Here is a 23,004-nt window from a genome sequence, read left to right as displayed (position 1 = left end):
AAGGTTGTCGAATCTGAAATTGGCTGTGAGTGTGAAATTTTACGCCTGATTAGCGTGTAATCCTAGCGATAACTGCCAGAAGCCAACCGAGATCCATTGGTCAAATTTGTAACCGATTCGCGCCATTTCACCCACTTTATGAAAACCAAAGGATTCATGTAAGCCAACACTTGCTGGGTTTGGGAGTGCGATAACACCCAGAACTTGTTCAATGCCAAGTTGCTGAAGCGTATCCAGTAAATGCTGATAAAGTCGTTTACCCATTCCCAGCCCCATGGCTTCTTTGGCGAGATACACTGAAGGCTCGACAGAGAAACGATAAGCGCTGCGCTCTTTCCACTGAGCGGCATACGCATAGCCTTGGACGATGCCCTCTTCTTCAATAACCAACCATGGTAAATCGACACTCAGCACTTTATCGATACGCTGCTGCATATCCAAACTCGTCACTGGGTTTTCTTCAAATGAAACTGTCGTGTGTGTGATGTAGTGATTGTAGATTTCTGCGATGCGCGCAGCATCTGACTTAAGAACAGGCCGAATATTCATGTTCCCTCCTTGGGTAACCGGCTACATAGCCAGCGAATGGCTTATAATAACCACATTGCACACCAAAGTTCGAGCACTGTATTTCGTACTCTATTCGCCAAACATAAAACCAAAAACCCGCAGCACCAAACCGGCCGATCACGACAAAAAATGAAATAAAGATTGATTTCAGATAATCAGAAGTGAAATAAATGGCTGCAGCGCCGCCGCTGTAACGTGTCAGACGGGGAAATGATGTCACGTCCCTTGGGGTTGGTTAATATTTAAACAAATATAAAAATCAATAACTTACCACTTAACAAGCCACTAATACCGGAATAAATGTGACGCTCGTCACTCAAAATAGCAAACTAACGTTGCAGTTTTAACAGATGCGCAACGTCAATCTAACCTTTATTGTTAATTCATCGTTTATCAACACAACAATCAGAGGTGACGATGAAAGTACTAATTCAACTCGATCAAGCAGGTACCTACCGAGATAATCTTTGGGACGCACCCGTTATTCGTTCAAAAGGCGACGTTTACGCCGTTACGCCCGCTTATGCGGCGCATCTTATCAAGCAGCAGATTGCTCATCTTTACACCGATGAAAATCAGCAAGTGGTATTTGACGCTTAGCCATGCACAGACTGCTTATCTCATAATTTGGCCAGTGACTAAATTATGAGATCAGTCTTTTTGACATCAACTTTTTGCCCCTAGAACCTAGCTGTTATTCCTCTCTCTCATTTGCGCGTTTTTCGCCCTTTCTGAACGCTGACTTTGCAGCACCGTATACATATACCAAACGACAATGACGTTGATAACAAAAATGACGGTCGTCAACCAATTGAAATTAGTGGCCATTTCATAAAGTTCAAACGGAATATAGATAGCCCCACTAAGAAAAGCGAACCACTCGGTCCACACCATCCCGTGCCATAAACCGAACGCTTCAATAAATCGAATAGCGGTATAGGCGAATGCGCCAAATTCGACGAGTTTTAATTGGCTCGCGGTTAAATGTTGCGACTCTTCAATCAGCAAATGCGCGACGTAACCCGTTGGATTGAGATGCAGCTGCGCAATAACACTTCGTAACATCCATTGTACGTCTTCACCAACCAAATTATGCAGTGCAATAGCAACCATTAACGACAGCACGCCTTTCGATGCTTCTAACATCGCGACGGCACGAACGCCCCTTTTGGCTTTTGACACCCTTACCTCACTTATTTTTGATGACTAGCGGCAATTTACACTGTTAGTTTAGAAGTCGCCAATACGATATGGTTCCTTTGACCGCCCATTCATTTGAGCTTTATTTTATTTCTCTGCGCAGAAACAACAATGCCGCGCGACGATTCCAAGAGGGATCATCGCGCGGCATCATAAAAAGGCTTAACGAAGTTGTGAAAAGGTGTCACATTGGCTCATATCACCACTTTCAAAACCGCGTTTAAACCAAGCGATTCTTTGCTCTGACGAACCGTGAGTAAAGGCATCAGGATGAACAGCTTGGCCTGCCATTTGCTGCAAGCGATCATCACCCACTGCGTTGGCTGCTTGAATGCCTTCATCAATATCACCCGGCTCAAGCATGTCCATCTGTTGGTTCACTTCATGCCCCCAAATGCCCGCGTAGCAATCGGCTTGTAGCTCTAACATCACGCTCAGCTTATTGGCATCCGCCTGTGAACTTTGCTGCTGTAACTGGTGAACTTGGTCACTGGTACCCTGAAGTTTTTGTACGTGGTGGCCGACTTCATGAGCAATCACGTAAGCAAATGCAAAATCCCCTGGCGCACCCAATTTCTTGAGTTCATTCATAAAGCTCAGATCTAAGTAAATCTTTTGATCGGCAGGACAATAGAACGGCCCTGTCTGCGCTTGACCAACGCCACATCCGGTTTGCGTCATGCGATTGTATAACACCAGCGTCGGTTCTTGGTAGCCATCAAGCTTTTGCTGCCAAACGGTTTCCGTTGTCCCTAAAATAGCCGCAACGAATTGTCGGCTCTCATCATTCTGCCCTTCAGCCCCCGCTTCGCCGACCGCTTGCGAAGAGGTATTGGGCATACCGTTTTGCAGCATATTGCCGCCAGTAAAATACTGAAAGGCATAAAACGCAGCGCCCGCAATTAAAATAATGCGTCCGATTTTGGTTCTGAGAAGAAAAGGCAGTATCCGCAGTAGCCCCATTCCTCCCATGCCTGCTTGCATCGGCTCTTGGCCGCGTCGATCTTCAACGTTGTAACTTTGCTTTGAATTACGCCAGCGCATTACAGAATCCTATATGGTTATCAATAATGCGCTAAACATAGTCGAAACTCACCGCGCAAACGAGCTGCGAAAGTGCGACAAAGCAGGATTAAATCAGAATTGACACAACTCAGACAGTGGTCGCGAGGCTTTTCTGACAAAGTGACGCTGAGGCGTGAGCAAACGATTAACGTCCGTCAATCCACCAACTCTATTCCTAAGCTATCCAGCAGGGCCAGCGCCTCGTAACGGGAAAATTTGGCTTGGGCAATGACGTTTTCCAACACATCAATTTGAAAGTGGGTGGCATCCGTAAAATCGGCACTGTGAAGATTGGTTCTCATAAACAACGCATGCTGAAAATCACACTCGGTTAAGGAAGCACGAGCGAGGTCCGCTTCGCGAAAGTCGGCATCGTGTAATTTGCACGCTTCAAGATGCAATTCATTGAGTGTCAGCCCGAACCAAGAGCTGTCATTGAGAATGCAGCGCTTAAACCGCAGTTCATGATCAAGGTTAAAACTCGGCCAGTGTGCGTGAGTCCAGTCAATCCCGACCATTTTGCAGTCAACAAACGTCACATCAAATAAGCGTGTCTGCGGCAATTTGATTAAACTCAAGTTGCAACGCTGAAATTGGCAATTAACGAACTTACAGTTTTTCAGTCGCGCATTGGAAAAGTCACAATCATTAAAGTCACACTCTTCAAACTCAACACCGTACAACTCAATATCTTGCCATGCTTGCTTATCAAAGCACTGATCGAAATACGCTTGGTCGTTAGTCAGTTTCACTGGTCTGTTACCTTATCTATGAACCAAGCAAGTTCTTGGTACTAAAGTTCTTGGGATTTAGTGGGCGAGATACTTTAGCAAACTCAAACACCTCTATCTCACACTCAACTCACGCTTGAGAGAAAACTAACGACTCGATGGCCGAAGAGACATCGGTAAATATGATTTTCGTCAGACATACTTGCTGGCGATGAAACTCATGTTCACGAATCAATTGTGTGACCTCATCAAGTGTATACATGTGCTCGGGGTTTCCAAGGCTGTTGTGTTCCAGCCTCTGTAACCGAAACCCTTGGCCTATAGCGTCAATAAGCCAATCGTCATCACCAATAATTAAGCCGTCCACAACAGACGCAGCCAGTACGTCATGTGAAGCAATATAGAGAAGTTCATGATCACCTTCGAGTTTGATCATGGCGGGAAAGTGAATCATCGATTCTCCTTGGTTATGGCTTCGGAATGGATTTATTGCTTGGCTGGCAGCCATTTATTGCGCTCGGTCACGCAGTCATCAGACCCCATTTCAAATTCACGGCAGATCCAAGGGCGCTGCTCGTAAATCGTGCATAAATAAGTTTGGCGATCCATGGCCGAGCACCAGCCATCACTGAGGCGGCGCATCGTTTCGCCGCCCCAAGCATCAATCGCAATATGCTCTTCAGGCACGCCCGTATCCGTGATTAACATCACTTCTAAACGGCAGCAACACGCTTGGCAATTCGAACAGCTGACTGAGGAGTCATCGACTTCCGTTACCTCTATCTTCATCTGCGCGACCTTAATGTTGTAAAATTTGCCAAGATGATACGTGAAAGTCAGCGTAATTTCGAAGCCGTTTTCACTAGAGCGATAACTCGCTCTTTGCTGCTTGCTCCTCTTGCAAGGGCGTGTCGAGCACTTCTTTAAGCGCAAACATCGCGTTAAGTGCGCAAGGGAAGCCTGCGTAAACCGCCATCTGCAAAATCACTTCTTTCAATTCCTCAACCTCACACTCAACGTTTAACGCTGCATGAAGGTGAACCTTGAGCTGAGGCTGACAGTGACCCAGCGCCGTTAAAGCAGCGACCGTAGCAAGCTCTCTGGATTTGAGATCAAGCCCCGGACGGCTATAGATATCACCGAATGGAAACTCTATGGTGTATTTACCCAGGTCGGGACAAATATCCGCGAGGCTTTCAATCACCTGCTGGCCCGCTTTTCCGTCAATTCGGTCGAGTTGAGCGAGACCCCGTTGGTATCTTGATTGTGTCATGTTCATTCTCCTTTAGTGTTGAGAATGACAGCCTACAAGTTAGAGTGAACTCTAAGTCAACTAACTTTTTGGCTTTGATACAAATAAATTTTCTCTTCGAGGGCCTGTAGATGCGCTTGCTGGGTTTTAATATGTTCAATTAATTGATCACGATGCGCTTCCAACAGTGCTTGCCTTTGAGAGCAAGTGCTTTCCCCTTCGGCGCGGAGATCAGCATATTGCAAGATACCTTCAAGCGGCATGCCCGTTTCCTTTAGGCGTAAGATAAACGTTATCCACACCAACTCTTTCTCGCCGAATACACGGTGTCCGCTAGGGGCTCTGGGCACCTGTCTCAATAGCCCTATTTTTTCGTAATAACGCAGCGTATGTGCCGATACGCCTGTGCGCTGCGAAAATTCGGTCATATTCATACTTGGTCCCCAACTGTGCACCGGCCTGGCATTAAGCAAGAAATTGATAACGCGGATTAAAGCAGCAAATCTCCATCAATCGGAATAAACCGTGTGGCTTCATTCATCAAAGAGCGAGCAGTTAACGATTCCACCCCGTATACTTCGACCTTGTTGCCTTGGAGGCATAACCTTTGAGCAAGAATATCGAAATCGCCATCACCGGAGACTAAAATCACCGTTTCAGCCTGACGAGCATAATCCATTGCATCAATCGCAATCCCGACATCCCAATCACCTTTGGCTGAGCCATCCGCACGTTGAATGAATGGCTTGAGTTTTACTTCAAAGCCAATGGCTCGAAGAATGTTTTGAAATTCATATTGTTTTTGGTCGCCACGATCAATGGCATACGCGAAAGCTTTAACCACTTCCCGACCACCAGTGGCCAACGCCCAAAATTGGTTGTAATCAAAATTGCGTTTAAACGCTTGTCTGGTGGTGTAATACACATTTTGCACATCCACCAGCACGACGATTTTTTCCATGAAGCGATTCCATTAAGACGCCGCGATAAGCCGCGACTTTACTATTGATGTTTCAACGATGATAAATGGGATTAACAGCGTAAGCATTCATCTTAGCCTGTGATGATTGCATCGCAATCCAGCGCCCGAATTTTTACCCCAAAGCTACCAATATTGGATAAGGTGGCATTATGGTGCTGACGAATCTGCCCACCACTGGCATGGGGTTTATCGTGCGTGGTGTGGGCGTTGGCGGCCAAATCCACCGTATAACCTAATGCAGCGGCGCGGCGCACCGTGGTGTCAACACAGAACTCACTGGCATAGCCGCTGATGATCAGATGTTTGACGTCACGCTCTGCTAAGATTTCACTAAGATTCGTGCCTAAAAAAGAGTCTGGCGTGGTTTTACGCACGTAATGATCACGGCTGTCTAATATGAGTTGATGTTGAAGCGCCCATGCTGAAGTCTGATAGCCCATCTGCGCATCCTCGTGTTGGATAAAAATAACACAGTGCCCTTGTTGATGTGCCCACTGGGTCAAACGGTTGATTCGCTCTACGACCTCCTGCCCCTCATAAGGTGCAGGTTCAACCTCAAAGAGTGCGCTTTGTACATCGATAACCAAAAGTGCTGTGCTCATTACATATCCTTATTCTGATAGGCAAACATTACGACTTACCTAAATAATTGCTTAAAAACGGCATCACTTCATGTGCCAAAATGCCGACCTCAACTTCAATACCCGCTTGTCGTAGAAGCTCAATCCCACGTCCATTATTTCGAGGATCAGGATCAAGCATGGCCACGACGACATGCCGAATACCGGAATGCGCCAGTGTCATTGCGCAGGCTGGCGTTCGTCCAACAAATGAGCAAGGCTCAAGCGTAACGTAAGCAGTCACCCCATGAAGGTCGCCTTGGTACGCCTTCAACGCCTGGACCTCAGCGTGATCATGGCCTATCGCCTGAGTATAACCTTGGGCAACGATCGTCTCCCCTTTGACTAACACACAGCCGACCGGAGGGTTAGGCTGACACTCGGGCAAAGCACGCTGGGAAATCGCCAAAGCTTGGCGCATAAAGTATTGATGGTTCATATTCAATCGTTTCTGACTTTAAACTTAGTCGCTCGGCTGATTAAGCCAATCACTAAACGCATGCTGCGCCTCAGCGCTGTAGTCGAGTGCCGCTTGCGAGACCTCAGATAAACTGGGGACTTGCATGCCACATACGCTATCTTGTTGCTGTGAGTCTGGGCTTTCACCTAGGAGTGTCAAAAGCTCATTGGTGTCTTTGATGGTTTGGCAGCCTGCGTAAACATCCGCCGCAGTAACGGACAGAATCACACCAATTCCAAGGTAAGGCAATGACTCGCCCGCAATGGAGGTGACGTTCATAGCCACATTACGCGCCACGCGCTTAGAGATTTTACGCGATAAACCATGTGCCTTTGCCAACTTCACTTTTCGCAGTTTCGCCTTATGCTCGTAATTCCCCACTCGCTTTTTTAAACGCTGGTTCTCGGCATGAATGGCGCGAAGCTGAGTCGATTTACTGTTTGCCAACACACGCTGAGCGGGAATCAATGACAGCAAATTATGCATAAAATCATACACTTTAGCATTGGCTACCGTCATAACATTCGTCACCAAAAGTACGCACAAACTGCCAATCATCATCAAACTTTTTATGCGCTTAAGTATCGCCATCATGATTCTCCTTTGTGGGGTGATTGATTTTGCTAAAGCGCTTAACGCTCAAGCAGCGTCGTCACACACAAGACCACTAAGCCAAGATTGGCGAGAAAACCCAGCATAAAAAAGTAGCTTCGAGGGCTCGGGTTACGCTCTGTGGCTATCGCGTAATACAGCGCCATGTGAACGACTCTGGCGGCGACATACAGCCAAATCAGCCCCCCCAACCACAACGGATTCGCCCCAATCAAAAAAGCAATAAAAGCGGCAAGGAGCATTGCGGGTAAGTTTTCTAGCGTATTCATATAGGTGCGATGCGCTCTAAACACGAAAGAGTCGTGGCTGAGGTTTTCATCAATTTTACCGGGAACAGCGCCAGGTTGAGAGGCTTTGACGACAGTCGCCACCAACCACTGAGCGATCACCAAAATCACCAGACACACCATGCCCCACATCGGCATGTTATACACTGCACTTAACGCCATGTTGTCACTCCTTTCGCTTGTTGTGTTTAGCTTGAAGGCTCAACGTTTATCGCTTTAGGCTTCAAGCTACCAAGAATATTGATCAGCGCCCCTGCTACAATTAACGAACCGCCTATCCAAGTCCAAATTGCGGGTAACTCTCCAAACAACACTAACCCAAATAGGATCGAAAACACCACTTGAATGTAAGAAAATGCAGCGACTTTATTTGCGACCTCACTACGCATCGCTTTCGTTAAACCAATTTGTCCAATCTGAGTAAAGACACCGATAAACATCAGCATCACAAAAGCATCAAAGCTCGGCATAACGAAATCATCACCCAGTAATATCAGCGATAGCGGCAAGGCCAATAGGGGAAAGTAGAAGATAATCACTGAGCTGTCTTCACTGCTACTCAGACGTTTAACAATCACATAAGCCACTGCGCTACAAAACGCGCCTGTCATCGCAGCGCCGACACTCAGCAGAGGCAACTGGCCATGTGTGGTATCGAAAAGCCCGGGGCTTACCATGATCACGAGTCCGAGCAAACACAAAGCAATACACACCACAGTGGAAGATTGAATTCGCTCTTTAAGGAAAATGAGCGCCAATAGTGCAGTAAATACCGGATGTAGGTACTGCAAAATAGTGGCTTCCGCGAGCGGTAGAGTGGAAACCGAGTAGTAAACACAGATGAGTGCAATCGACCCCATGGTGCCACGCGCTAGCAGTAAGGGCTTATGATGACCCCAAATGGAAATCCGTTTGCGTTTAACATCAAGAAAACTGATCACAAAAGAGACCAGCGAACGCGCAGCGACAATTTCCATCAGTGGCATGTTGTAAACACTAACTAACTTGACGAATGCGGTCATCAATGAGAACCCAAGTGCAGACATCACAATATATCGAATTCCAACCGGAATTGAGGAGAACCAAGCGAGAGACATAATTTTCAGCTATCTAAACAAAGAAGTCGGCGATACCGCAGCGGCGGCACAAAAAACCGCCCCAACGTAGCACGTCAGGGCGGCAGACATCATAACCAATTTTCACGCGTAAGTTGATGAGATTTTATTAATTTGTTTATCATGCCAGCGGCTAAGTACCATCACGCTCACAATCGCACCAACCAATGCATAGGCCATATCCGATTGCGTGTCCCACACATAACCTTGAGTCCCTAAAAACGCTTGTGCATTATCACCGGTTGCTACCGCCACCCACCATTCAACCAGTTCATAAAACGCGCTAAATGCCAAGCAAAACGCAACACTAAATACATGCTGCCAGCCTCGGCCTCGAATAATGTCTCGGCGAATGACGATTTCACGCACAATGATCGCAGGGACAAACCCTTGAGCAAAGTGGCCGAGTTTATCGTAGTTATTACGCGCTAAATCAAACCACTGCTTGATATCGTCAAACAACGGAACTTTGGCATAGGTGTAATGACCACCGACCATCAAAATAATGCAATGCAGCAAAATCAAACTGTACAGCAGTGGTGTCAACGGAAAACGTGAATAAGTTATCGCAAGGATGAACACGCCAATCAACGCTGGGACAACTTCAAGAAACCACGTAAAGCGATCATAAGGGTCTATCGCTGACCAAACCAATACCGCACAAAAAATGGCAAGCCAGAGTATCGTCTGTTTCATACTTCTCCTATCGATTAAAATGTTTAAGGCTTTGCTTTTCCACACCGCCTTATAACCTGCTCTTGGTTAGCAATTGCCTTTTTTCGCTTGCCCTGGCGGACAAAACTTCCCGTTGTGTCCATCATCACCATTGGTGGTTGCTTTGACTTCAACGTCATCAATGGTGCCCTCAACACGGGTTAATTGACATCCACTCAATAGCAATATGCTAGTAGAAAGAATTAACAGTAACTTCATGACATCACTCGCTAAGTTATGGTTGATATACACATAAAGTTTAGCTCAAAGCGCGTGGCGTACGTCATTCTCAAGTCAGTATTGGTTCACTACGGGGTGATAACGGGTTAAAAATATCGATTCAAATAGACCAACATGCCATGGTCACATCGCATGTTGGTGAAGGGGCTTAAGCGTTTACCAACTTTGGACTTTCGCCATAACAGTTAGCGTCTTCGCCACCGTCTTTGACGAAAAAGTAAAGCAGAATCAGGCTGCCAATGATCGGAAGGAGCGGAATCAAAATCCACCATCCACTGCGGCCAATATCATGCAGTCGGCGTATTTGCACCGCAAGGGTTGGAATAAATAACACCAACATATACAGCACGGTTAAAAAGAAACTACCCAGCATCAAGTCAAACACCTGAACAACAATGGAAAACAAGATGTTGAACAGCACAAACATCCACAGCTCTTTGCGCCTAGCGCGGCCATTAAATACCGCGTATTTCTTTAATACTTCGAGATACCAGCTCACTATTATTTTCTCCAGCGACAGACAACATTCCCTTCTTTAATCGTTTAAATTTGGCTTAAAGAAGTCACAAATAAGCGTAGCCTTACCCTACCCTTACATTGAATGTCATGCGGTCTGAACATCGTCTTCGTTAATAGTGAAGAGAAAAATCATGCTCTAAAACCTGAGCCAGTGTTTGCCTTTACCAAGGGAGACTCCCCTGCTCTAAACTAACAAAGTCACGATGCTGTAATTGGTCGTGTTCTATCAGTTCAAGTAAATGAGCAGCACTTTGCTGTGGCGTCATATGCGCATCTGACGCGGCCATGCTGGTCACCATCCGCCCAGGATGCAGCGCGACACATCGAATACCCAACTCTTCTAAATCATCGGCTAGACATAACGTCAGCATATTTTGCGCCGCTTTGCTGATTCGGTATGAATACGAGCAGCCACTGCCTTTCGCTGCTAATTGAGACTGCAACGTGAGTGAGCCGCGACGTGAACTGATGTTAATCAACAGCGGACGAGTGGCGCGCGTCATCGCTTTCAGCGCGCCCTTGACCGTCGCAAAAGGGCCAATGCAGTTGGTTTCAAATTCTTTGCGTAAATAGGCACTTTCGGTATCCGCTAGCGTCGGGGCTTTGGTGCCTGAGCCTGCGTTATTGATCACAACATCCAAAACCTCTTCACCAAGCCAAGCCTCTAACCGCTGAGGATAGCCATCGTCGGTAATATCGCAGATTACAACCCTTGCCTCAGGAAATTGCTGTCTAAGGATATCGCACGCACTGTCACTTCTCACCACTAAATAGAGTGAATGTCCTTGCTGATAAGCAAGCTGTGCCAGCGCCAAACCAAAACCTCGATTGGCACCCGTAATTAAAATTCGTTTCATAACGTCCTTTGAATCAATACCAATGAGCGCATTACGCTGAGATAATGTCTTTTTTCATCACTAGCGTGATTAATATGATCAAAGCAACAGGAGGGACCATCGCCGACGCACCTGCAATTAATGCCGTGGTCAACGGGTTTTCGGTTTTACGCTTACCTAAGTAATACCCAAGCAAAAACATCACCACCGCTAAAGCAATCATGAATTGACTGATTACCGTCAAACTGAAATTCATCGTTCATTCCCTTTTTAGCGTACTTAAATGACTTCAAGTACCTGATTTCCATCTAAGTCAGAGAATGACACGATCTTAGGCTAGGAGGCAAGCACCATCACACCACGCCAGAGCATTATGAGTGACAGTGTCACCGAAGGTGAATATCAAGCGCTCTTTGCTTCGCCTCGCGGAAACTCGATACTAAGCTCACAACCCGAGTTGCGGATGATTTGAGAGGCCACTCCGAGAAATTTGTGACCATCTTGAGTCGGTTCATGCTTACAGATAAGTCGAATCTCAATGGTTTTATGCAGCGCAGCCGGGCATTGTTTATCCAGTTCGCCAGACTCAATAAACCGCATATAGGCATTGAGTTTATCTTGAAGTTTCAGCAGCTTCTTATTTTGCTTATCCCACTCCATATCATCAGAGATCACCAAAAAAATTTTCTGCTGTTGCTCGTGAATCATATCCACTTTGTCAGTCTGCTCAATTGACATTCCATGTGTTCCTTAATTGAATTTTTATCGTGTGCCAGACGCTAAATGACGCCCATAACAACCATCCAACTAAGTTAACGAGGTTTACCAGAACATGAGAAGACTTGAACCACGACAATCTTACGGTTTATTAAAAGTGAGATCGGGTTAACCGTGGTCAATTAGCCAGCTAATTGCTTGATTATACTCTTTAAATGAACGAACTTGGCCGCCAATAAACCAATCACCGAGTTTCGCGGCGAAACTTTGCCAATCGTGAGAGCCATAGAGGGCAATTTTGTCAAAATCCGAACCATGGGTGAAAGCAAATTTAACGTCGTCCCAAGCCGCACGAATTTCCCAGCCCTGAAACTCACTGGCATCAAATAACACATTAACACGAGGCTGGTTGACCTTGACAATGGCGGCATCCAATGCCGGAGCCAAAGCCAAATAATCTTGGTGTGTCAGTTTGCCTGTGGCTTTAATCACGATAAAGTAGTGCTCCGCGACTTCTGATAGCTCTATCGTCACACCATGCGCTTGTGAACTCATGTTTGCTTCCTCGCACTCGCTTTCAACACCAGTAAGTGTGAACGCTTGCGGGTAATGTGCCAAACTTGATCACCAACCTAAGCGCAAAGCTGTGATCACAGGTTCACTGAGTAGCAAGTGGCGACGATACGGTCGGTCGAGAAAACCAATCAGGTTGGGCGCGTCGTGTCCATTTCGCAAAGCGGGCTTTGTCACCAAGGTAAAACTGTCGATAAGCGGCTATCGGATCCCCTTCCACTTTGAATTCATCGGGCATGGCTTGAGCAAACGGCGTCAGTCCTTTACTCGGATAACGGTAATCCGCAATTTGTGCCAGAACCGCAATCGATTTGTGATCCTGCTGCTTGTTGTAGCGATAACGGTATTCTTGATTCAACGCCAGAGTCAAACGATATAACCACAAAAAGTTATCGTAAGACTCTTCGACCCAGAGGACACATGGATGCTTTAGATGGGTCGATTTATAAGGAGTCACGAATCCTTTCTTGTTCAGCGCCGTACAAAGTAATTGCACACTCTCTAGGATCATTTTGACCACATGCTGATCGCAGTGGTATTGGGCACATTTTTCAATATCTTGGTCAAGGACAAAAATATTCATCACATCTCACTCAATTAGTGAATAAACACATCAATGAGTGTTGTACGTTGTGATGAGTGATTTGGTTCGCTCATATACCTAAATTGACAAACGCCATCGAATGACGCGCTAAACCACACTCAATCAAGACTCTGAGCGAGATGAACGTGCGTTAGAACTCACCGTTCTTCGTGGTGTTTTCGCCATAAAAAAGCAGCACGCGGCTCGAGTCGCCAATGTCGGTTGCTCCCAAGCGCCGCAAAGATCTTTCTGATTATTAGCGGTGCGCGTAAACTGGCGACACTGCCCGCATCGGTTTTCCACATTCTCTCCTTGTCACTTCATTTGACCATCATCAGCCGGGGTTGAGGTCATAATCCAAACGTGATCGGCGTAATCATAACCTGGTGGTTTTATTTCACCCTCGAAACCCATGCCAAGACGTTTGGCGAGCTGAATAGAGCGCAGATTATTCGGATCAATCTGCGCAAAGACGTGACTTAGTTTAAGAGTTACAAACGCAAAATCCATGACTTGGCGCAATGCTTGATATGCCATCCCTTTTCCCCAAAACTCAGGCAATAGTCGATAACCGACTTCATAGCCCGATAAGTAAGGAGATTGCTTTAAGCTGCAATAGCCAATAACTTGCGTGGACGCCTTCAGCTCTATAACCCAGAGGTGCGCATTAATGTCATCCGAAAAGCGCGACAGCCAAGCATCAACTTGTTCACGGCTAAGCATACCTTCGCTGAAAGTCATCACCTGCGGGTTACTGAGTAAACGATAAAACAGCTCGGTATCTTCGAGCTGTATGTCGCGAAGGAGAATCTCATTCAAAGAGTGGTGATGAGACAGAGCCAAGCCCTCTTTAAGTTCGCGTTGTGGTGGATAAAATGGCGCCCGCGCCAATGAAAATCCCACCCGTCAGGCGGTTAAACAACTTAGCTCGGCCAGAAGCGAAAATCCAGCTTGACGATTTAGCACCGAGATAGGCATAAAACAATAGCCATGAAAGCTCGAGGCACATAAATGTACTGGCAAAAATACAGTATTGAGTCAGCAAGTTGGCATTAGGGTCGATAAATTGAGGAAATAATGCGGTAAAAAATAGAATCGCTTTAGGATTGCTGGCGCCAACAATAAAACCACTGAGATAATGATGACTAAAACCGCCGGTGGGCGCATCAAGCATATTGGCCTGTTGATAGTCCTGCTGTTTAGACATGAACGACTTAATCCCAAGATAGACCAAATACGCTGCGCCAATCCATTTCACCAAATTAAAAATCCATTCTGATGATGCAACAACAACGCCAAGCCCAGTGAACGACAGCGTCATAATCGCGGTAATCGCGGTTAAACTCCCCAGTGCCGTGTAGGCTCCCACTTTCCAGTTAAAGGTCACCCCTTTGGTCATACACAATAGGGAACTTGGCCCTGGCGAGGCGGTTAGAATTAACACCGCGAGAACATAATAAAACCAAATATCTATCGTCATATGGAAACTCCTTTTCCCACCCGTAAAGCACCCATTTGCTTAGTGGCTTTAAGTAATCTTAATCTATCGCAACCGACGAAATGAGTGAACCAAAAACTCACTCACTCGTGTTTTAACAATCATCCCATTTGGTAAAGGCGATCTGCGTATAACGTATCGCCAATTTGATAGGCATCAGCGATGGTTTGCAATAAAGTAAACCCGCACTTTTCTAACACACGCTCAGAGGCAATATTGCCCTCAGTAACAACCGCTTTAAATTGCTTAACCCCGAAATCTGACTTCGCCCAATCAATGACCGCTTGCAAGGACTCAGTCCCCACACCTTGACCATGTGCGCTGGCTCGGAGTAAATAACCAACTTCTGCCACGCCCTCTTTCAAGCAAAAACCTGTAATCCCAAGTACCTCGCCCGTTTTTCGCTCGGTAATGACTAAGCTCAGCCATTGCTGATGGTGACTCGACCAAGGCGCTAAGCGCGCTTTAAATTTCTCAAGCAGACTCGCCTTGTCAGGAGCATCAAAACACAGATCAATCACCGCTGGGTCAGTATGAAGCTCATAAAACAGTGGCCAATCATCTTGAGTAATTTGGCGCATGCTTAATCGCTGGGTAATAATATGAATGGCTTGGGATGACGGCATCTTTTGATATTTCCCTAAAAACGAAAGACAGAAGCTGGTAGTTTTAACACATGTTTACAGCTTACGCCCCAATCGCTTTTCGATTTGCCTTTTTTCCCATTTAGGTCCAAAAATATTGATCAATTCAAACGCATGTAAACCATGATTAACAATGCCTATTCCCCACCCTAACGCAGGCCATACCGCCCATATATATTCAGGGTGCGTAACCAGATTGATGACAAACAACAACAAATCACTAAAACATAACTTGTTAGGTAAGCATAAAAACCTTTAATGGCCCTAACTTGTTCGAACGCCTGCTGTTCTTCGGTTGAATAACCCGTTTCATCCCTCATCGTTGGCTCCTTTTGCAAATGTTGAATATCAGTTTCAAACACAGCAGCTAAGGATTTTAAAGACTCAAGCCCAGGTTTTTGTCCACGCTCAATACGTTGAATGGTACGAATACTTAGCCCACTTAACTGAGCCAACTGTTCCTGAGACCAACCTCGTTGCAAGCTGAGTTTTCTTACCATAATGATATTTCCTTTGAGCTGGTGTTAGCACCAACTTACGATAATTGTGTCTTAGCCTGTACGTCACCAAGGCGACAGTGATATGACAGTTATTATTTTTCAATGAGTTATCGTAGATTTATACTTATAAAAAAGCAAAGTACCACCATCTTTACTTTACTCATTTTATCCCAAACAAAGGCTTGGTTAAGTCCCGATTTATTGAGACAATAACCTCGTCACTCATTTGTAATTGGACAATCATGAAACTGCTAGTTCGCAACCTTGCTCGCACGTCAACAGAGCAAGATATTCGAGTACTCTTTTCGGCTTATGGCGATGTAAAAGAGTGCACATTGGTCTTAGATCAAGAGACCGGAGAATCCAAAGGGTTTGCCTTTGTTGAAATGCCGGAGCCTGAGCAAGCAAAAGAAGCCATGACTGCGTTACACTTAAGCAAATTTGCCAAGAGCAAAATTCGCGTTAAGCAAGCTCAGTAATCGCGAAAAAGCCAGCGTTCATCGCTGGCTTTTTTATGTTACGACATCACTTCATTGATAAATGTTTGGTTGCCAAACCTGCATAAAAGTTTGAGCTTGTTCTATTGGCTTAAATCCATATTGCGCATACAGGCCATGCGCATCACTGGTCGCGAGCATCATACGTCTTAAACCTTGAACATCAGGGTGCGAAACCACTGTTTCTATCAGAAATTTACTCAGACCACACCCTCGATATTGTTCAACAATAAACACATCTGAAAGGTAAGCAAAGGTTGCATAGTCAGTAATTAAACGAGCAAAGCCAACTTGTTGCTGCTCCGCATTAAATACCCCAAAACACAGTGAATGATCGAGTGCTTTTTGCATCGTGGATTTAGGTATGCCTTTCGCCCAATAACTTTGAGAAATGAATTGGTAAATAACGTCGAAGTCCAACTCGTTACGGTCTGTACTAATTCGAAATCCTTGCACGCAATCACCTTCATTGAAACCAACTAAGAGAAGTGGCGATTTATCCTCTGTGAAAACGGGAGACCAATTGCTTATACGTTTCCATGACAAAATGATAAAGCCCGACAGCGGGTTGAGCATTGCTATACTCTTCACTGGCATAGATAAAATCAGACTCAAATTTGTCTATCGCCTCATTGGGGTGAGAGGCATGAATCACATCCCCTTCAACTTCAAAGCCCCAAGCTAATAACTGCGCTTTTTGTTCGACGAATTGCTCGTCTTCCATATGTAAATAGGTAAAGTCGTTGCGCTGGTCGTTTGGCTTACAAAAAAATTGGTATTTAGACATAATCCATTCCCTTGATTTTTATGATGAATCCTAGTTTAAGCCAAACGTGCTGATTTTCTAAGCAATAATATTAATTATATTCAAGACTCCATACCAAATAAAAACGCAGTACTAACAAGCACTGCGTTTTTCAAATAGATGATATTATGCGTCAGCAATTAATTAATTTTGGTGGCTTCTGTCATTTGCTCATCTGTGGCATTTTCTAACAAAATGACTTTAAGACTATCGATATCTTGACCATTTTTGGCTTTCAACGTCCACATACCGCCAGTCGCAGGATCAACAATGATGGCACTAATAATCCCACTCGCCTTTTTCATATATTAATGAGTGACCATTTTTCTCGACTTTCAAAACGCCACGTTCTAGAACGCTGTAAATAAAGCGACCATTTTTAAATTCATACCCTAAGAATTGGCATGGAGTGACGCCATCTGCACACCATCGATGCAAGGTGTGTCCTTCAAGGGTAATCGTTTTTCCCGTTGTTTTTGAGCGACCGACATATATAACGTCATCGCAAGTAACGTTACCTTCCTGGCAATTAGGCTTAACGGTAACAACGTAATTTTTTGTTGTTAAAGTGGCACTACTGACAAGCTGGCTAAACATCATCAGTATGATCAGAGTTATGTATTTCAACATTGCTTTACACCCTTAGTAACGCTGATTTCTCTTTCGATAAGTATGATTTCGACACACCAGTGTGATCACGACCAAGCGCCATGAGTTAAGACCATGGCACCATCCTTTCTCAGTTCGGCTTTTTGTCAAACCTGATATATATTTTAAGCATCGATATGCAATTAGTGGCAAAATATGAATTTAATAAGATTGGTTTACGCAAGTACAGTATCAGAGCCCCTGAAACATTCGGATATCGAGCAAATTATTCATGCTGCTCAAACCCATAACGTTGAGCAAGGCATTACAGGGATGCTTTATTTCAATAATAATTACTTTCTCCAATGCCTAGAAGGAGATAGAGAAAAAGTCAATGCGTTGTACAATTCTATCGTCAAAGACGCACGTCATCATAATGTGGTGATTCTTAGCTACCAAGAAATTAACAGCCGAGATTTCCAAAACTGGTCGATGGGGTATATTCCCATTTCCAGTGCGACGAAACCATTAGCGTTAAAGTTCTCATCGAATCACGAGTTTGATCCATACCGAATTACAGGACATAGCGCTTATTTACTTCTCTTAGAGATGAAAAAGAACTTACCCACAGCTTGGTAACGCTGACCATCAGCATGATGCGCTTGCTGAACGACTAATTCGCAAACGCTGAAAAAGCGATGAATAAGATCTAAGCTGCAGCGTACTGTGCTAGGGTACTCAATTGAAACCTAACTCTCGAATGTCGATTAAGTCGACTTCTCGTGCCAATATTTTCTTATAGGCGACCAACTGCTGAATTGGCATCACGGGTAACCTAAGACCTAAATAGTCTATAGCGTTAGATTGCGAAAAGTTTATTTTGAGATCATGCCAAGAGCCGTCATTAGCTGACTGTATTTTGCTGTTTTCACTCAATCCAATTTCAATTTTCTGGTCATTATATATCAATTGGAAATAGTCAAGATCCCAGCCATATCCCACATAATGAGTTAAAGGTTTAGATATAAACGGGGCGACATGGGGCAAAATTTTATGTGCGTCATTGTTGTGAATATAGAGGTCTATATCGGCGATTTCCCGAAGACTACCGTGAATAGTCGCTGCTAGCCCACCAACAATTTGATACTCGACATGCTCACTATCAAGTATATTTTTCAACCAGACCAAGGCTGATTTGACTCTTTTACTCACTGGACGCTCTATTTACTTCTGCACAATGTTTCTAACATATCGAGTCATAAGCTTATTTAAACCAATTTTTTAAGCTCGCAAAGACAACATGCGCTGCCAGTGTTCATGACTCAAGGCACTTTTCGGAATATAAATATTACGTTTTTGCATGCTACCTTCAAAATACGACACCTTCACCGCCGCCCCTATTCCAAAGGGTAGGAAATTATTCTTCAGCAATACGTCACAAGCTAAACCTTTAAAAAATACCCCCTCGTTTGAGGTATAAAGTGCACTATTCCTAAGCTTACGCCATAACATAAACATCCGAATAGCGGTTCCAACGCACATAACCAGTACAAATAATTTCAGCCATTGATTATCACCGTGAGACAACAAGAGCAGAACAAGCCACAAACATCCGATATAAGTGAACTCCATCAGCGTATATTTGTACATATTCAATTTAATATCACTGTTCATCTTTTTCCCTACAACTTGGAGCGTTGTTCAGTCGTGAGCAAAGAACCACCAAACTTGGGCTATGCGTCTGCCATCACGACTCCGATCTTAACGCCAAAACCGCCAAGCGTTGAACGTGTTTCTTAAACGCTGTGTAATCAGCGATTTTTCCATGTGCACTAACGTCCATGGCTCACCATTTACAACCCGTGAACCTCGATCGAATGACACCACTTTAAAGCCTATATCTTGATAACACCGCTGAGCGACTTGATTTCTCTCAAAAACACCCAGACTAAGCTTTATTGTACCGAAATCTTCTACCGCTTTATTGATAACAAGATTTAACATCGTCTTGCTTAAGCCATTACCACGATATTCTTGTGCAATTAGCACTCTACATACTCGATAATGATGCTTGGTTATTTTATACAGTTCGACAAAACCGACGGGCTGTGAACCATTAAATAAGATAAATGGATTGACTTCAGGTTTTGAGCAATGCGCTTTAATCTGACTCACATTGAGCGGAAATGAGTAAGTAGGACCACTCCACAAATACATCTGCTCCTCACTGTGAATCCAACCGATAAGCAGATCATAATGCTGCTGTGAAAATCGCTCTAATTTCATCGTCATTTTATCTCTAAATGGCATACCGTCGTGTTAGCTGTCATTTTATTCTTAGTCTATGATTTATTTAATACTAGCGAGTGAGTGTTGGCAATTGAAAGTTCTTGTTATTGGCGGTAATGGCGGCATCGGAAAAGCAATTATCAATCATGTCTTATCGGCATTTCCTGACGCTAAAATATATGCGACTTACCAATCAACGTTACCGCAGGAAAACGGCGGTGATATAACATGGTTTAACGTCAATGCTTCACTCGACGAAGAGGTAAGGCAACTTGCCGATAAAATTTCAAGCCTCGACATACTCATTAATACCGCTGGCTTTCTTCATGACACAGCCCATCAACCTGAAAAATCTGTCAACGAATTTACCCCAGAGTTCTTTAATCAAAACTTGAGTTCAAATACCCTACCCACACTGTTATTGGCAAAGTATTTCTCAGCTCAGTTAAAGGCTGGACAGCAGACATATTTTATTTCACTGTCGGCTAGAATCGGGAGCATTGAAGATAACAAAATAGGGGGATGGGTTAGCTATCGTTGCTCTAAAGCCGCACTGAATATGGCAATAAAAACCATAAGTATTGAATGGAAGTTCAAGTTGCCGAACTGCTGCGTTTTCGCCTTCCACCCTGGCACAACAGACACGCCATTATCTCTGCCTTTTCAAAAGAACGTGCCAGCTAACAAGCTATTCTCCCCAGAGTATGTGAGCCAGCAATTGTTCAAGGTAATCAGTAACGCTCAACCTTCAGACACGGGTAAGTTCTACAGCTATAGTGGTGCAGAACTCCCTTGGTAACGATAAGTATCCCCCACACTGCTAAGTCATCAGACACAAAGCACAACAGCCGGTGTCCTACTCCCTAAAGACAAACCCACTGCAAACCAAAACCGCCCCGCGTTGTGAATCTTTTAGAGCTGTTTGTTAGCCGCTCATGCCAGCGAAAGTCCACCATCAACGACTAACGTATGGCCAACGATATAGCTGGCTTTATCAGATAATAAAAACTCTATCGCATTAACGATTTCATCGATTTCCCCAAAACGCTTGATTGGCACAACGTCTGAAACATCAGAGCGGATATTGGCGTTTTCAAGTTGCTTTTCTTCCCATCTGGGAGTCCACGTAACACCTGAAGCAACGGCATTAATCCGAATCCCAGACTGAATGCTTTCTAATGCAACAGACTTCGTTAGCCCTTCTAGAGCGTGTTTGGCAGCGCTATACATTGATGCATTGGGAGTCGGCCTAATACCATTAACAGAACTTACATTAACGATGGATGCACCAGCCTCCATTAATTTCAGTTCAGACCTTAAACATAAAGCTTGGCATAAAAAATCAACATGGAGCGTTTCTTTGAGCAGTGGTACCTCTACTTCAGGAAAATAACCTCGAGAAGCGAGAGCCGGAGACGCGTTATTTATTGCTATATCCAATTTTCCGTAGCGCTCTGTAATGTGAGTAAATAAACTCTCTAATTGTTGCTCATCAGAAATATCAACGGGTTGGTAATCAACCGCTTTTAATTCCGGATATTTTTTCGTCACATCCATCCAAGTATCCTTCGCTCGCGAACATGTAATAACGTTATATCCCTGAGTCACGAGCCTAAGGACCACCTGTAAACCGATACCTTTTGACCCACCAGTGACTAATGCAATTTTCAATTTAGAACTCCTTTCTATTTTTATGCTTTGACGATCATTGACGCCTTAAAGCATGGCGTGACGTAATGCGTGCCATACTGTGAGCGAAGCGAAACTGGCACGCGTTGCGGAATAGCTCTTGAATGCTTTGTTATACGAACATTTCTTCATACGTGCTAATTGCTTTTATTGCATCACTTAGGTCATTTTTACCATTAAAGTCATGCTTAACTGCGATGACATCACAACCACTAGATTTACCTGCGCGAATACCCGCTGTGGAATCTTCAAACACGATGGTTTGTTCTGGTGATACGTTCAACTTAGTAAGTGCGAGAGTATAGGCTTCAGGGTCTGGTTTGTGCTTAGTTACGTGCTCTTGAGTTATAACAAGGTCAAAAGCATTCTCTAGTTGCAGAGAAGATAGAATATTTTCAACCATCCAAGTTGCTGCTGAACTTACAACTCCGCATTTTTTACCCGCATTCTTCAATTGATCAATATACGCCTTAGCGCCGACATTGAGCTCTAGTTCGTTATTTAGCATCTTTTCATAGTGAGACCGAAAGTACCCATTAAACTCTGTTAAATCAGGTGAAATATTGGCATGAGTAAAGAAGTGTCCCGTCACAACTTGCCAACTTTCACCCATAACATCTTTATAGATATTGTGATCAACTTGAACACTATAATCTAAGCAAGCCATTGCTAACGCTCTGCCCTTTAAAGGCTCTGAATTTACTAATGTTCCGTCCATATCGAACAGGTAAACTTCGTATTCTTTCAATTCACGTTCCACCCTAAATTTTGCGAGTTCGTATAACGCCCTTTAAAGTAGTGAGGCACACTATGCAAATGCCTCTGCACTACTCCGTAAACACAAAACTCACTGCAAACCAAAACTGCCACGCGTGCCGAATCTGCTTGAACAGTTTGTTAGGTGTTAACTTCACAAGTCCATGCATTTCCTTTGCAATGTGGCAACAGCGCTCTAATTTCCCTGCTGTACATTGCGTTAAAATCACTCACTTTCATAGAAGCTTGACCTATCTTCGATGTATCTAGCTCCGCCTCTACGATTATACAGTCGTTGTCTACCTCAAAATTTAAATTCAACAACGCTGGCTCTAAGTTGCAATGAACTATGTAAGTATTTTGCGGATCCTCGAGCCAGCTTAAAACACCTAAAAACTGGAGTACTGAATTAGGTCCAACATCAGAAATTGAGAACGTAGACCAATTTTCATTCAGAGCTATGTGTAGCTCTAACCACCCATCACAAGGGAAACCAAATTTAATCATCGTAGCCCCCTGCTACTTATTTACACCTAACGCCGCGTTAAGGCGTGACGTGACGCGTGCCAAACTGTGAGCGAAGCGAAACTGGCACGCGTTGCGGAATCGCTCTTGAACGCCTTGTTATGCAATGGAACTCTCCATTGTTAAACAGTACTCAC

The 23,004-nt window shown here is 44.5% G+C and carries 40 protein-coding genes and 1 pseudogene; 4 read left to right on the top strand and 37 right to left on the bottom strand.

Features of this window, described 5'->3' with window-relative positions:
- Window positions 1-39: 39 nt before the first annotated feature.
- Window positions 40-549, bottom strand: coding sequence for an arsinothricin resistance N-acetyltransferase ArsN1 family B (locus ACFFUV_RS22020; RefSeq protein WP_390197599.1), 510 nt, complete (start codon window positions 547-549; stop codon window positions 40-42).
- A 438-nt stretch (window positions 550-987) separates the two neighbouring features.
- On the opposite strand from ACFFUV_RS22020, the gene ACFFUV_RS22015 reads away from it, so the two are divergent.
- Window positions 988-1,170: a hypothetical protein gene (locus tag ACFFUV_RS22015; RefSeq protein ID WP_390197597.1), complete on the top strand. Its 183-nt coding sequence runs from the start codon at window positions 988-990 to the stop codon at window positions 1,168-1,170.
- 87 nt (window positions 1,171-1,257) lie between these two features.
- Here the strand turns inward: ACFFUV_RS22015 and ACFFUV_RS22010 are convergent, their stop codons facing one another.
- From ACFFUV_RS22010 to ACFFUV_RS21885, 26 genes and pseudogenes are all read right to left on the bottom strand, one after another.
- Window positions 1,258-1,752 carry a DUF2127 domain-containing protein gene (locus tag ACFFUV_RS22010; protein ID WP_390197594.1) on the bottom strand — a complete coding sequence of 165 codons (495 nt, stop codon included), beginning with the start codon at window positions 1,750-1,752 and terminating at the stop codon, window positions 1,258-1,260.
- 180 nt (window positions 1,753-1,932) lie between these two features.
- Window positions 1,933-2,814, bottom strand: a complete 882-nt coding sequence (gene ypfJ / locus ACFFUV_RS22005) for a KPN_02809 family neutral zinc metallopeptidase (protein ID WP_390197591.1) — start codon at window positions 2,812-2,814, stop codon at window positions 1,933-1,935.
- A gap of 176 nt (window positions 2,815-2,990) precedes the next feature.
- Window positions 2,991-3,581 (bottom strand): pentapeptide repeat-containing protein, encoded by a 591-nt coding sequence (locus ACFFUV_RS22000; RefSeq protein WP_390197672.1) that lies wholly within the window; start codon window positions 3,579-3,581, stop codon window positions 2,991-2,993.
- A gap of 115 nt (window positions 3,582-3,696) precedes the next feature.
- Entirely contained in the window at window positions 3,697-4,020 is a 324-nt protein-coding gene (locus ACFFUV_RS21995) for a DUF4144 family protein (protein WP_390197588.1), read from the bottom strand.
- 32 nt (window positions 4,021-4,052) lie between these two features.
- Window positions 4,053-4,355 carry a YkgJ family cysteine cluster protein gene (locus ACFFUV_RS21990; RefSeq protein ID WP_390197585.1) on the bottom strand — a complete coding sequence of 101 codons (303 nt, stop codon included), beginning with the start codon at window positions 4,353-4,355 and terminating at the stop codon, window positions 4,053-4,055.
- A gap of 73 nt (window positions 4,356-4,428) precedes the next feature.
- Window positions 4,429-4,839, bottom strand: a complete 411-nt coding sequence (locus ACFFUV_RS21985) for a carboxymuconolactone decarboxylase family protein (protein ID WP_390197582.1) — start codon at window positions 4,837-4,839, stop codon at window positions 4,429-4,431.
- Window positions 4,840-4,895: 56 nt separating this feature from the next.
- The gene (locus ACFFUV_RS21980) at window positions 4,896-5,252 is read right to left on the bottom strand and encodes a MerR family transcriptional regulator (RefSeq protein ID WP_390197578.1); all 357 of its coding nucleotides are present in this window, start codon (window positions 5,250-5,252) and stop codon (window positions 4,896-4,898) included.
- 56 nt (window positions 5,253-5,308) lie between these two features.
- Window positions 5,309-5,779 carry a LabA-like NYN domain-containing protein gene (locus tag ACFFUV_RS21975; RefSeq protein ID WP_390197572.1) on the bottom strand — a complete coding sequence of 157 codons (471 nt, stop codon included), beginning with the start codon at window positions 5,777-5,779 and terminating at the stop codon, window positions 5,309-5,311.
- A 92-nt stretch (window positions 5,780-5,871) separates the two neighbouring features.
- Window positions 5,872-6,402 (bottom strand): isochorismatase family protein, encoded by a 531-nt coding sequence (locus ACFFUV_RS21970; protein WP_390197569.1) that lies wholly within the window; start codon window positions 6,400-6,402, stop codon window positions 5,872-5,874.
- A 28-nt stretch (window positions 6,403-6,430) separates the two neighbouring features.
- Window positions 6,431-6,859 (bottom strand): bifunctional diaminohydroxyphosphoribosylaminopyrimidine deaminase/5-amino-6-(5-phosphoribosylamino)uracil reductase RibD, encoded by a 429-nt coding sequence (locus tag ACFFUV_RS21965; protein ID WP_390197566.1) that lies wholly within the window; start codon window positions 6,857-6,859, stop codon window positions 6,431-6,433.
- 24 nt (window positions 6,860-6,883) lie between these two features.
- The gene (locus ACFFUV_RS21960) at window positions 6,884-7,474 is read right to left on the bottom strand and encodes a hypothetical protein (protein WP_390197563.1); all 591 of its coding nucleotides are present in this window, start codon (window positions 7,472-7,474) and stop codon (window positions 6,884-6,886) included.
- Between the two features lie 38 nt (window positions 7,475-7,512).
- Window positions 7,513-7,941, bottom strand: coding sequence for an MAPEG family protein (locus tag ACFFUV_RS21955; protein WP_390197560.1), 429 nt, complete (start codon window positions 7,939-7,941; stop codon window positions 7,513-7,515).
- A 26-nt stretch (window positions 7,942-7,967) separates the two neighbouring features.
- Window positions 7,968-8,876, bottom strand: coding sequence for a DMT family transporter (locus ACFFUV_RS21950; protein ID WP_390197557.1), 909 nt, complete (start codon window positions 8,874-8,876; stop codon window positions 7,968-7,970).
- A 102-nt stretch (window positions 8,877-8,978) separates the two neighbouring features.
- Window positions 8,979-9,590, bottom strand: coding sequence for a DUF2238 domain-containing protein (locus ACFFUV_RS21945; protein WP_390197555.1), 612 nt, complete (start codon window positions 9,588-9,590; stop codon window positions 8,979-8,981).
- A gap of 66 nt (window positions 9,591-9,656) precedes the next feature.
- Window positions 9,657-9,827 (bottom strand): hypothetical protein, encoded by a 171-nt coding sequence (locus ACFFUV_RS21940; RefSeq protein WP_390197553.1) that lies wholly within the window; start codon window positions 9,825-9,827, stop codon window positions 9,657-9,659.
- Window positions 9,828-9,996: 169 nt separating this feature from the next.
- Window positions 9,997-10,347, bottom strand: coding sequence for a DUF805 domain-containing protein (locus ACFFUV_RS21935; RefSeq protein WP_390197551.1), 351 nt, complete (start codon window positions 10,345-10,347; stop codon window positions 9,997-9,999).
- Window positions 10,348-10,528: 181 nt separating this feature from the next.
- Window positions 10,529-11,224, bottom strand: coding sequence for an SDR family oxidoreductase (locus ACFFUV_RS21930; RefSeq protein ID WP_390197549.1), 696 nt, complete (start codon window positions 11,222-11,224; stop codon window positions 10,529-10,531).
- A gap of 31 nt (window positions 11,225-11,255) precedes the next feature.
- Window positions 11,256-11,459, bottom strand: coding sequence for a hypothetical protein (locus tag ACFFUV_RS21925; RefSeq protein WP_390197546.1), 204 nt, complete (start codon window positions 11,457-11,459; stop codon window positions 11,256-11,258).
- 146 nt (window positions 11,460-11,605) lie between these two features.
- The gene (locus ACFFUV_RS21920; RefSeq protein WP_390197543.1) at window positions 11,606-11,941 is read right to left on the bottom strand and encodes a DUF6572 domain-containing protein; all 336 of its coding nucleotides are present in this window, start codon (window positions 11,939-11,941) and stop codon (window positions 11,606-11,608) included.
- 147 nt (window positions 11,942-12,088) lie between these two features.
- The gene (locus tag ACFFUV_RS21915) at window positions 12,089-12,475 is read right to left on the bottom strand and encodes a SpoIIAA family protein (RefSeq protein ID WP_390197541.1); all 387 of its coding nucleotides are present in this window, start codon (window positions 12,473-12,475) and stop codon (window positions 12,089-12,091) included.
- 103 nt (window positions 12,476-12,578) lie between these two features.
- Window positions 12,579-13,076: a pyrimidine dimer DNA glycosylase/endonuclease V gene (locus tag ACFFUV_RS21910; protein ID WP_390197538.1), complete on the bottom strand. Its 498-nt coding sequence runs from the start codon at window positions 13,074-13,076 to the stop codon at window positions 12,579-12,581.
- A 123-nt stretch (window positions 13,077-13,199) separates the two neighbouring features.
- On the bottom strand, window positions 13,200-13,379 hold the full coding sequence (locus ACFFUV_RS21905) for a hypothetical protein (RefSeq protein ID WP_390197536.1): 180 nt from the start codon (window positions 13,377-13,379) through the stop codon (window positions 13,200-13,202).
- 12 nt (window positions 13,380-13,391) lie between these two features.
- Window positions 13,392-13,919 (bottom strand): GNAT family N-acetyltransferase, encoded by a 528-nt coding sequence (locus ACFFUV_RS21900; protein WP_390197533.1) that lies wholly within the window; start codon window positions 13,917-13,919, stop codon window positions 13,392-13,394.
- A gap of 7 nt (window positions 13,920-13,926) precedes the next feature.
- A complete protein-coding gene (locus ACFFUV_RS21895) occupies window positions 13,927-14,556 on the bottom strand; it encodes a LysE family translocator (protein WP_390197531.1) in 630 nt (209 codons plus the stop codon).
- 119 nt (window positions 14,557-14,675) lie between these two features.
- Window positions 14,676-15,200, bottom strand: a complete 525-nt coding sequence (locus tag ACFFUV_RS21890) for a GNAT family N-acetyltransferase (protein ID WP_390197527.1) — start codon at window positions 15,198-15,200, stop codon at window positions 14,676-14,678.
- A gap of 54 nt (window positions 15,201-15,254) precedes the next feature.
- Window positions 15,255-15,721 (bottom strand): annotated as a pseudogene (locus ACFFUV_RS21885) (2TM domain-containing protein).
- Window positions 15,722-15,960: 239 nt separating this feature from the next.
- Here ACFFUV_RS21885 and ACFFUV_RS21880 point away from each other — a divergent pair.
- Window positions 15,961-16,197 carry an RNA recognition motif domain-containing protein gene (locus tag ACFFUV_RS21880; RefSeq protein WP_390197524.1) on the top strand — a complete coding sequence of 79 codons (237 nt, stop codon included), beginning with the start codon at window positions 15,961-15,963 and terminating at the stop codon, window positions 16,195-16,197.
- A gap of 51 nt (window positions 16,198-16,248) precedes the next feature.
- Here ACFFUV_RS21880 and ACFFUV_RS21875 read toward each other — a convergent pair whose 3' ends face one another.
- The 4 genes from ACFFUV_RS21875 to ACFFUV_RS21860 form a co-directional block, all read right to left on the bottom strand.
- The gene (locus ACFFUV_RS21875) at window positions 16,249-16,671 is read right to left on the bottom strand and encodes a GNAT family N-acetyltransferase (RefSeq protein ID WP_390197521.1); all 423 of its coding nucleotides are present in this window, start codon (window positions 16,669-16,671) and stop codon (window positions 16,249-16,251) included.
- A gap of 40 nt (window positions 16,672-16,711) precedes the next feature.
- Entirely contained in the window at window positions 16,712-17,002 is a 291-nt protein-coding gene (locus ACFFUV_RS21870; protein WP_390197518.1) for a hypothetical protein, read from the bottom strand.
- Between the two features lie 158 nt (window positions 17,003-17,160).
- Window positions 17,161-17,325, bottom strand: a complete 165-nt coding sequence (locus tag ACFFUV_RS21865) for a hypothetical protein (protein ID WP_390197516.1) — start codon at window positions 17,323-17,325, stop codon at window positions 17,161-17,163.
- Window positions 17,300-17,650, bottom strand: a complete 351-nt coding sequence (locus ACFFUV_RS21860; protein ID WP_390197513.1) for a hypothetical protein — start codon at window positions 17,648-17,650, stop codon at window positions 17,300-17,302. The genes ACFFUV_RS21865 and ACFFUV_RS21860 overlap by 26 nt, the downstream gene beginning before the upstream one ends.
- 174 nt (window positions 17,651-17,824) lie before the next feature.
- On the opposite strand from ACFFUV_RS21860, the gene ACFFUV_RS21855 reads away from it, so the two are divergent.
- A complete protein-coding gene (locus ACFFUV_RS21855) occupies window positions 17,825-18,247 on the top strand; it encodes a BLUF domain-containing protein (RefSeq protein ID WP_390197510.1) in 423 nt (140 codons plus the stop codon).
- Window positions 18,248-18,346: 99 nt separating this feature from the next.
- Here ACFFUV_RS21855 and ACFFUV_RS21850 read toward each other — a convergent pair whose 3' ends face one another.
- The 3 genes from ACFFUV_RS21850 to ACFFUV_RS21840 form a co-directional block, all read right to left on the bottom strand.
- Window positions 18,347-18,820: a MazG-related protein gene (locus tag ACFFUV_RS21850; protein ID WP_390197508.1), complete on the bottom strand. Its 474-nt coding sequence runs from the start codon at window positions 18,818-18,820 to the stop codon at window positions 18,347-18,349.
- A 69-nt stretch (window positions 18,821-18,889) separates the two neighbouring features.
- A complete protein-coding gene (locus tag ACFFUV_RS21845; RefSeq protein WP_390197505.1) occupies window positions 18,890-19,282 on the bottom strand; it encodes a hypothetical protein in 393 nt (130 codons plus the stop codon).
- An 87-nt stretch (window positions 19,283-19,369) separates the two neighbouring features.
- Entirely contained in the window at window positions 19,370-19,900 is a 531-nt protein-coding gene (locus tag ACFFUV_RS21840) for a GNAT family N-acetyltransferase (protein WP_390197502.1), read from the bottom strand.
- An 88-nt stretch (window positions 19,901-19,988) separates the two neighbouring features.
- Between ACFFUV_RS21840 and ACFFUV_RS21835 the strand changes: the two genes are divergently transcribed.
- Window positions 19,989-20,696, top strand: a complete 708-nt coding sequence (locus tag ACFFUV_RS21835) for an SDR family NAD(P)-dependent oxidoreductase (protein ID WP_390197500.1) — start codon at window positions 19,989-19,991, stop codon at window positions 20,694-20,696.
- Between the two features lie 134 nt (window positions 20,697-20,830).
- Here the strand turns inward: ACFFUV_RS21835 and ACFFUV_RS21830 are convergent, their stop codons facing one another.
- From ACFFUV_RS21830 to ACFFUV_RS21820, 3 genes are all read right to left on the bottom strand, one after another.
- On the bottom strand, window positions 20,831-21,568 hold the full coding sequence (locus tag ACFFUV_RS21830) for an SDR family NAD(P)-dependent oxidoreductase (RefSeq protein ID WP_390197498.1): 738 nt from the start codon (window positions 21,566-21,568) through the stop codon (window positions 20,831-20,833).
- Window positions 21,569-21,698: 130 nt separating this feature from the next.
- On the bottom strand, window positions 21,699-22,346 hold the full coding sequence (locus tag ACFFUV_RS21825; protein WP_390197496.1) for an HAD family hydrolase: 648 nt from the start codon (window positions 22,344-22,346) through the stop codon (window positions 21,699-21,701).
- Between the two features lie 137 nt (window positions 22,347-22,483).
- The gene (locus tag ACFFUV_RS21820; protein ID WP_390197493.1) at window positions 22,484-22,849 is read right to left on the bottom strand and encodes a hypothetical protein; all 366 of its coding nucleotides are present in this window, start codon (window positions 22,847-22,849) and stop codon (window positions 22,484-22,486) included.
- Window positions 22,850-23,004: the final 155 nt, after the last annotated feature.

The sequence above is a fragment of the Vibrio olivae genome (assembly GCF_042428525.1).
Lineage (GTDB): Bacteria > Pseudomonadota > Gammaproteobacteria > Enterobacterales > Vibrionaceae > Vibrio > Vibrio olivae.
Note: the sequence above shows the minus strand (reverse complement) of the source record. Positions and strands in the feature narration are given on the sequence as shown.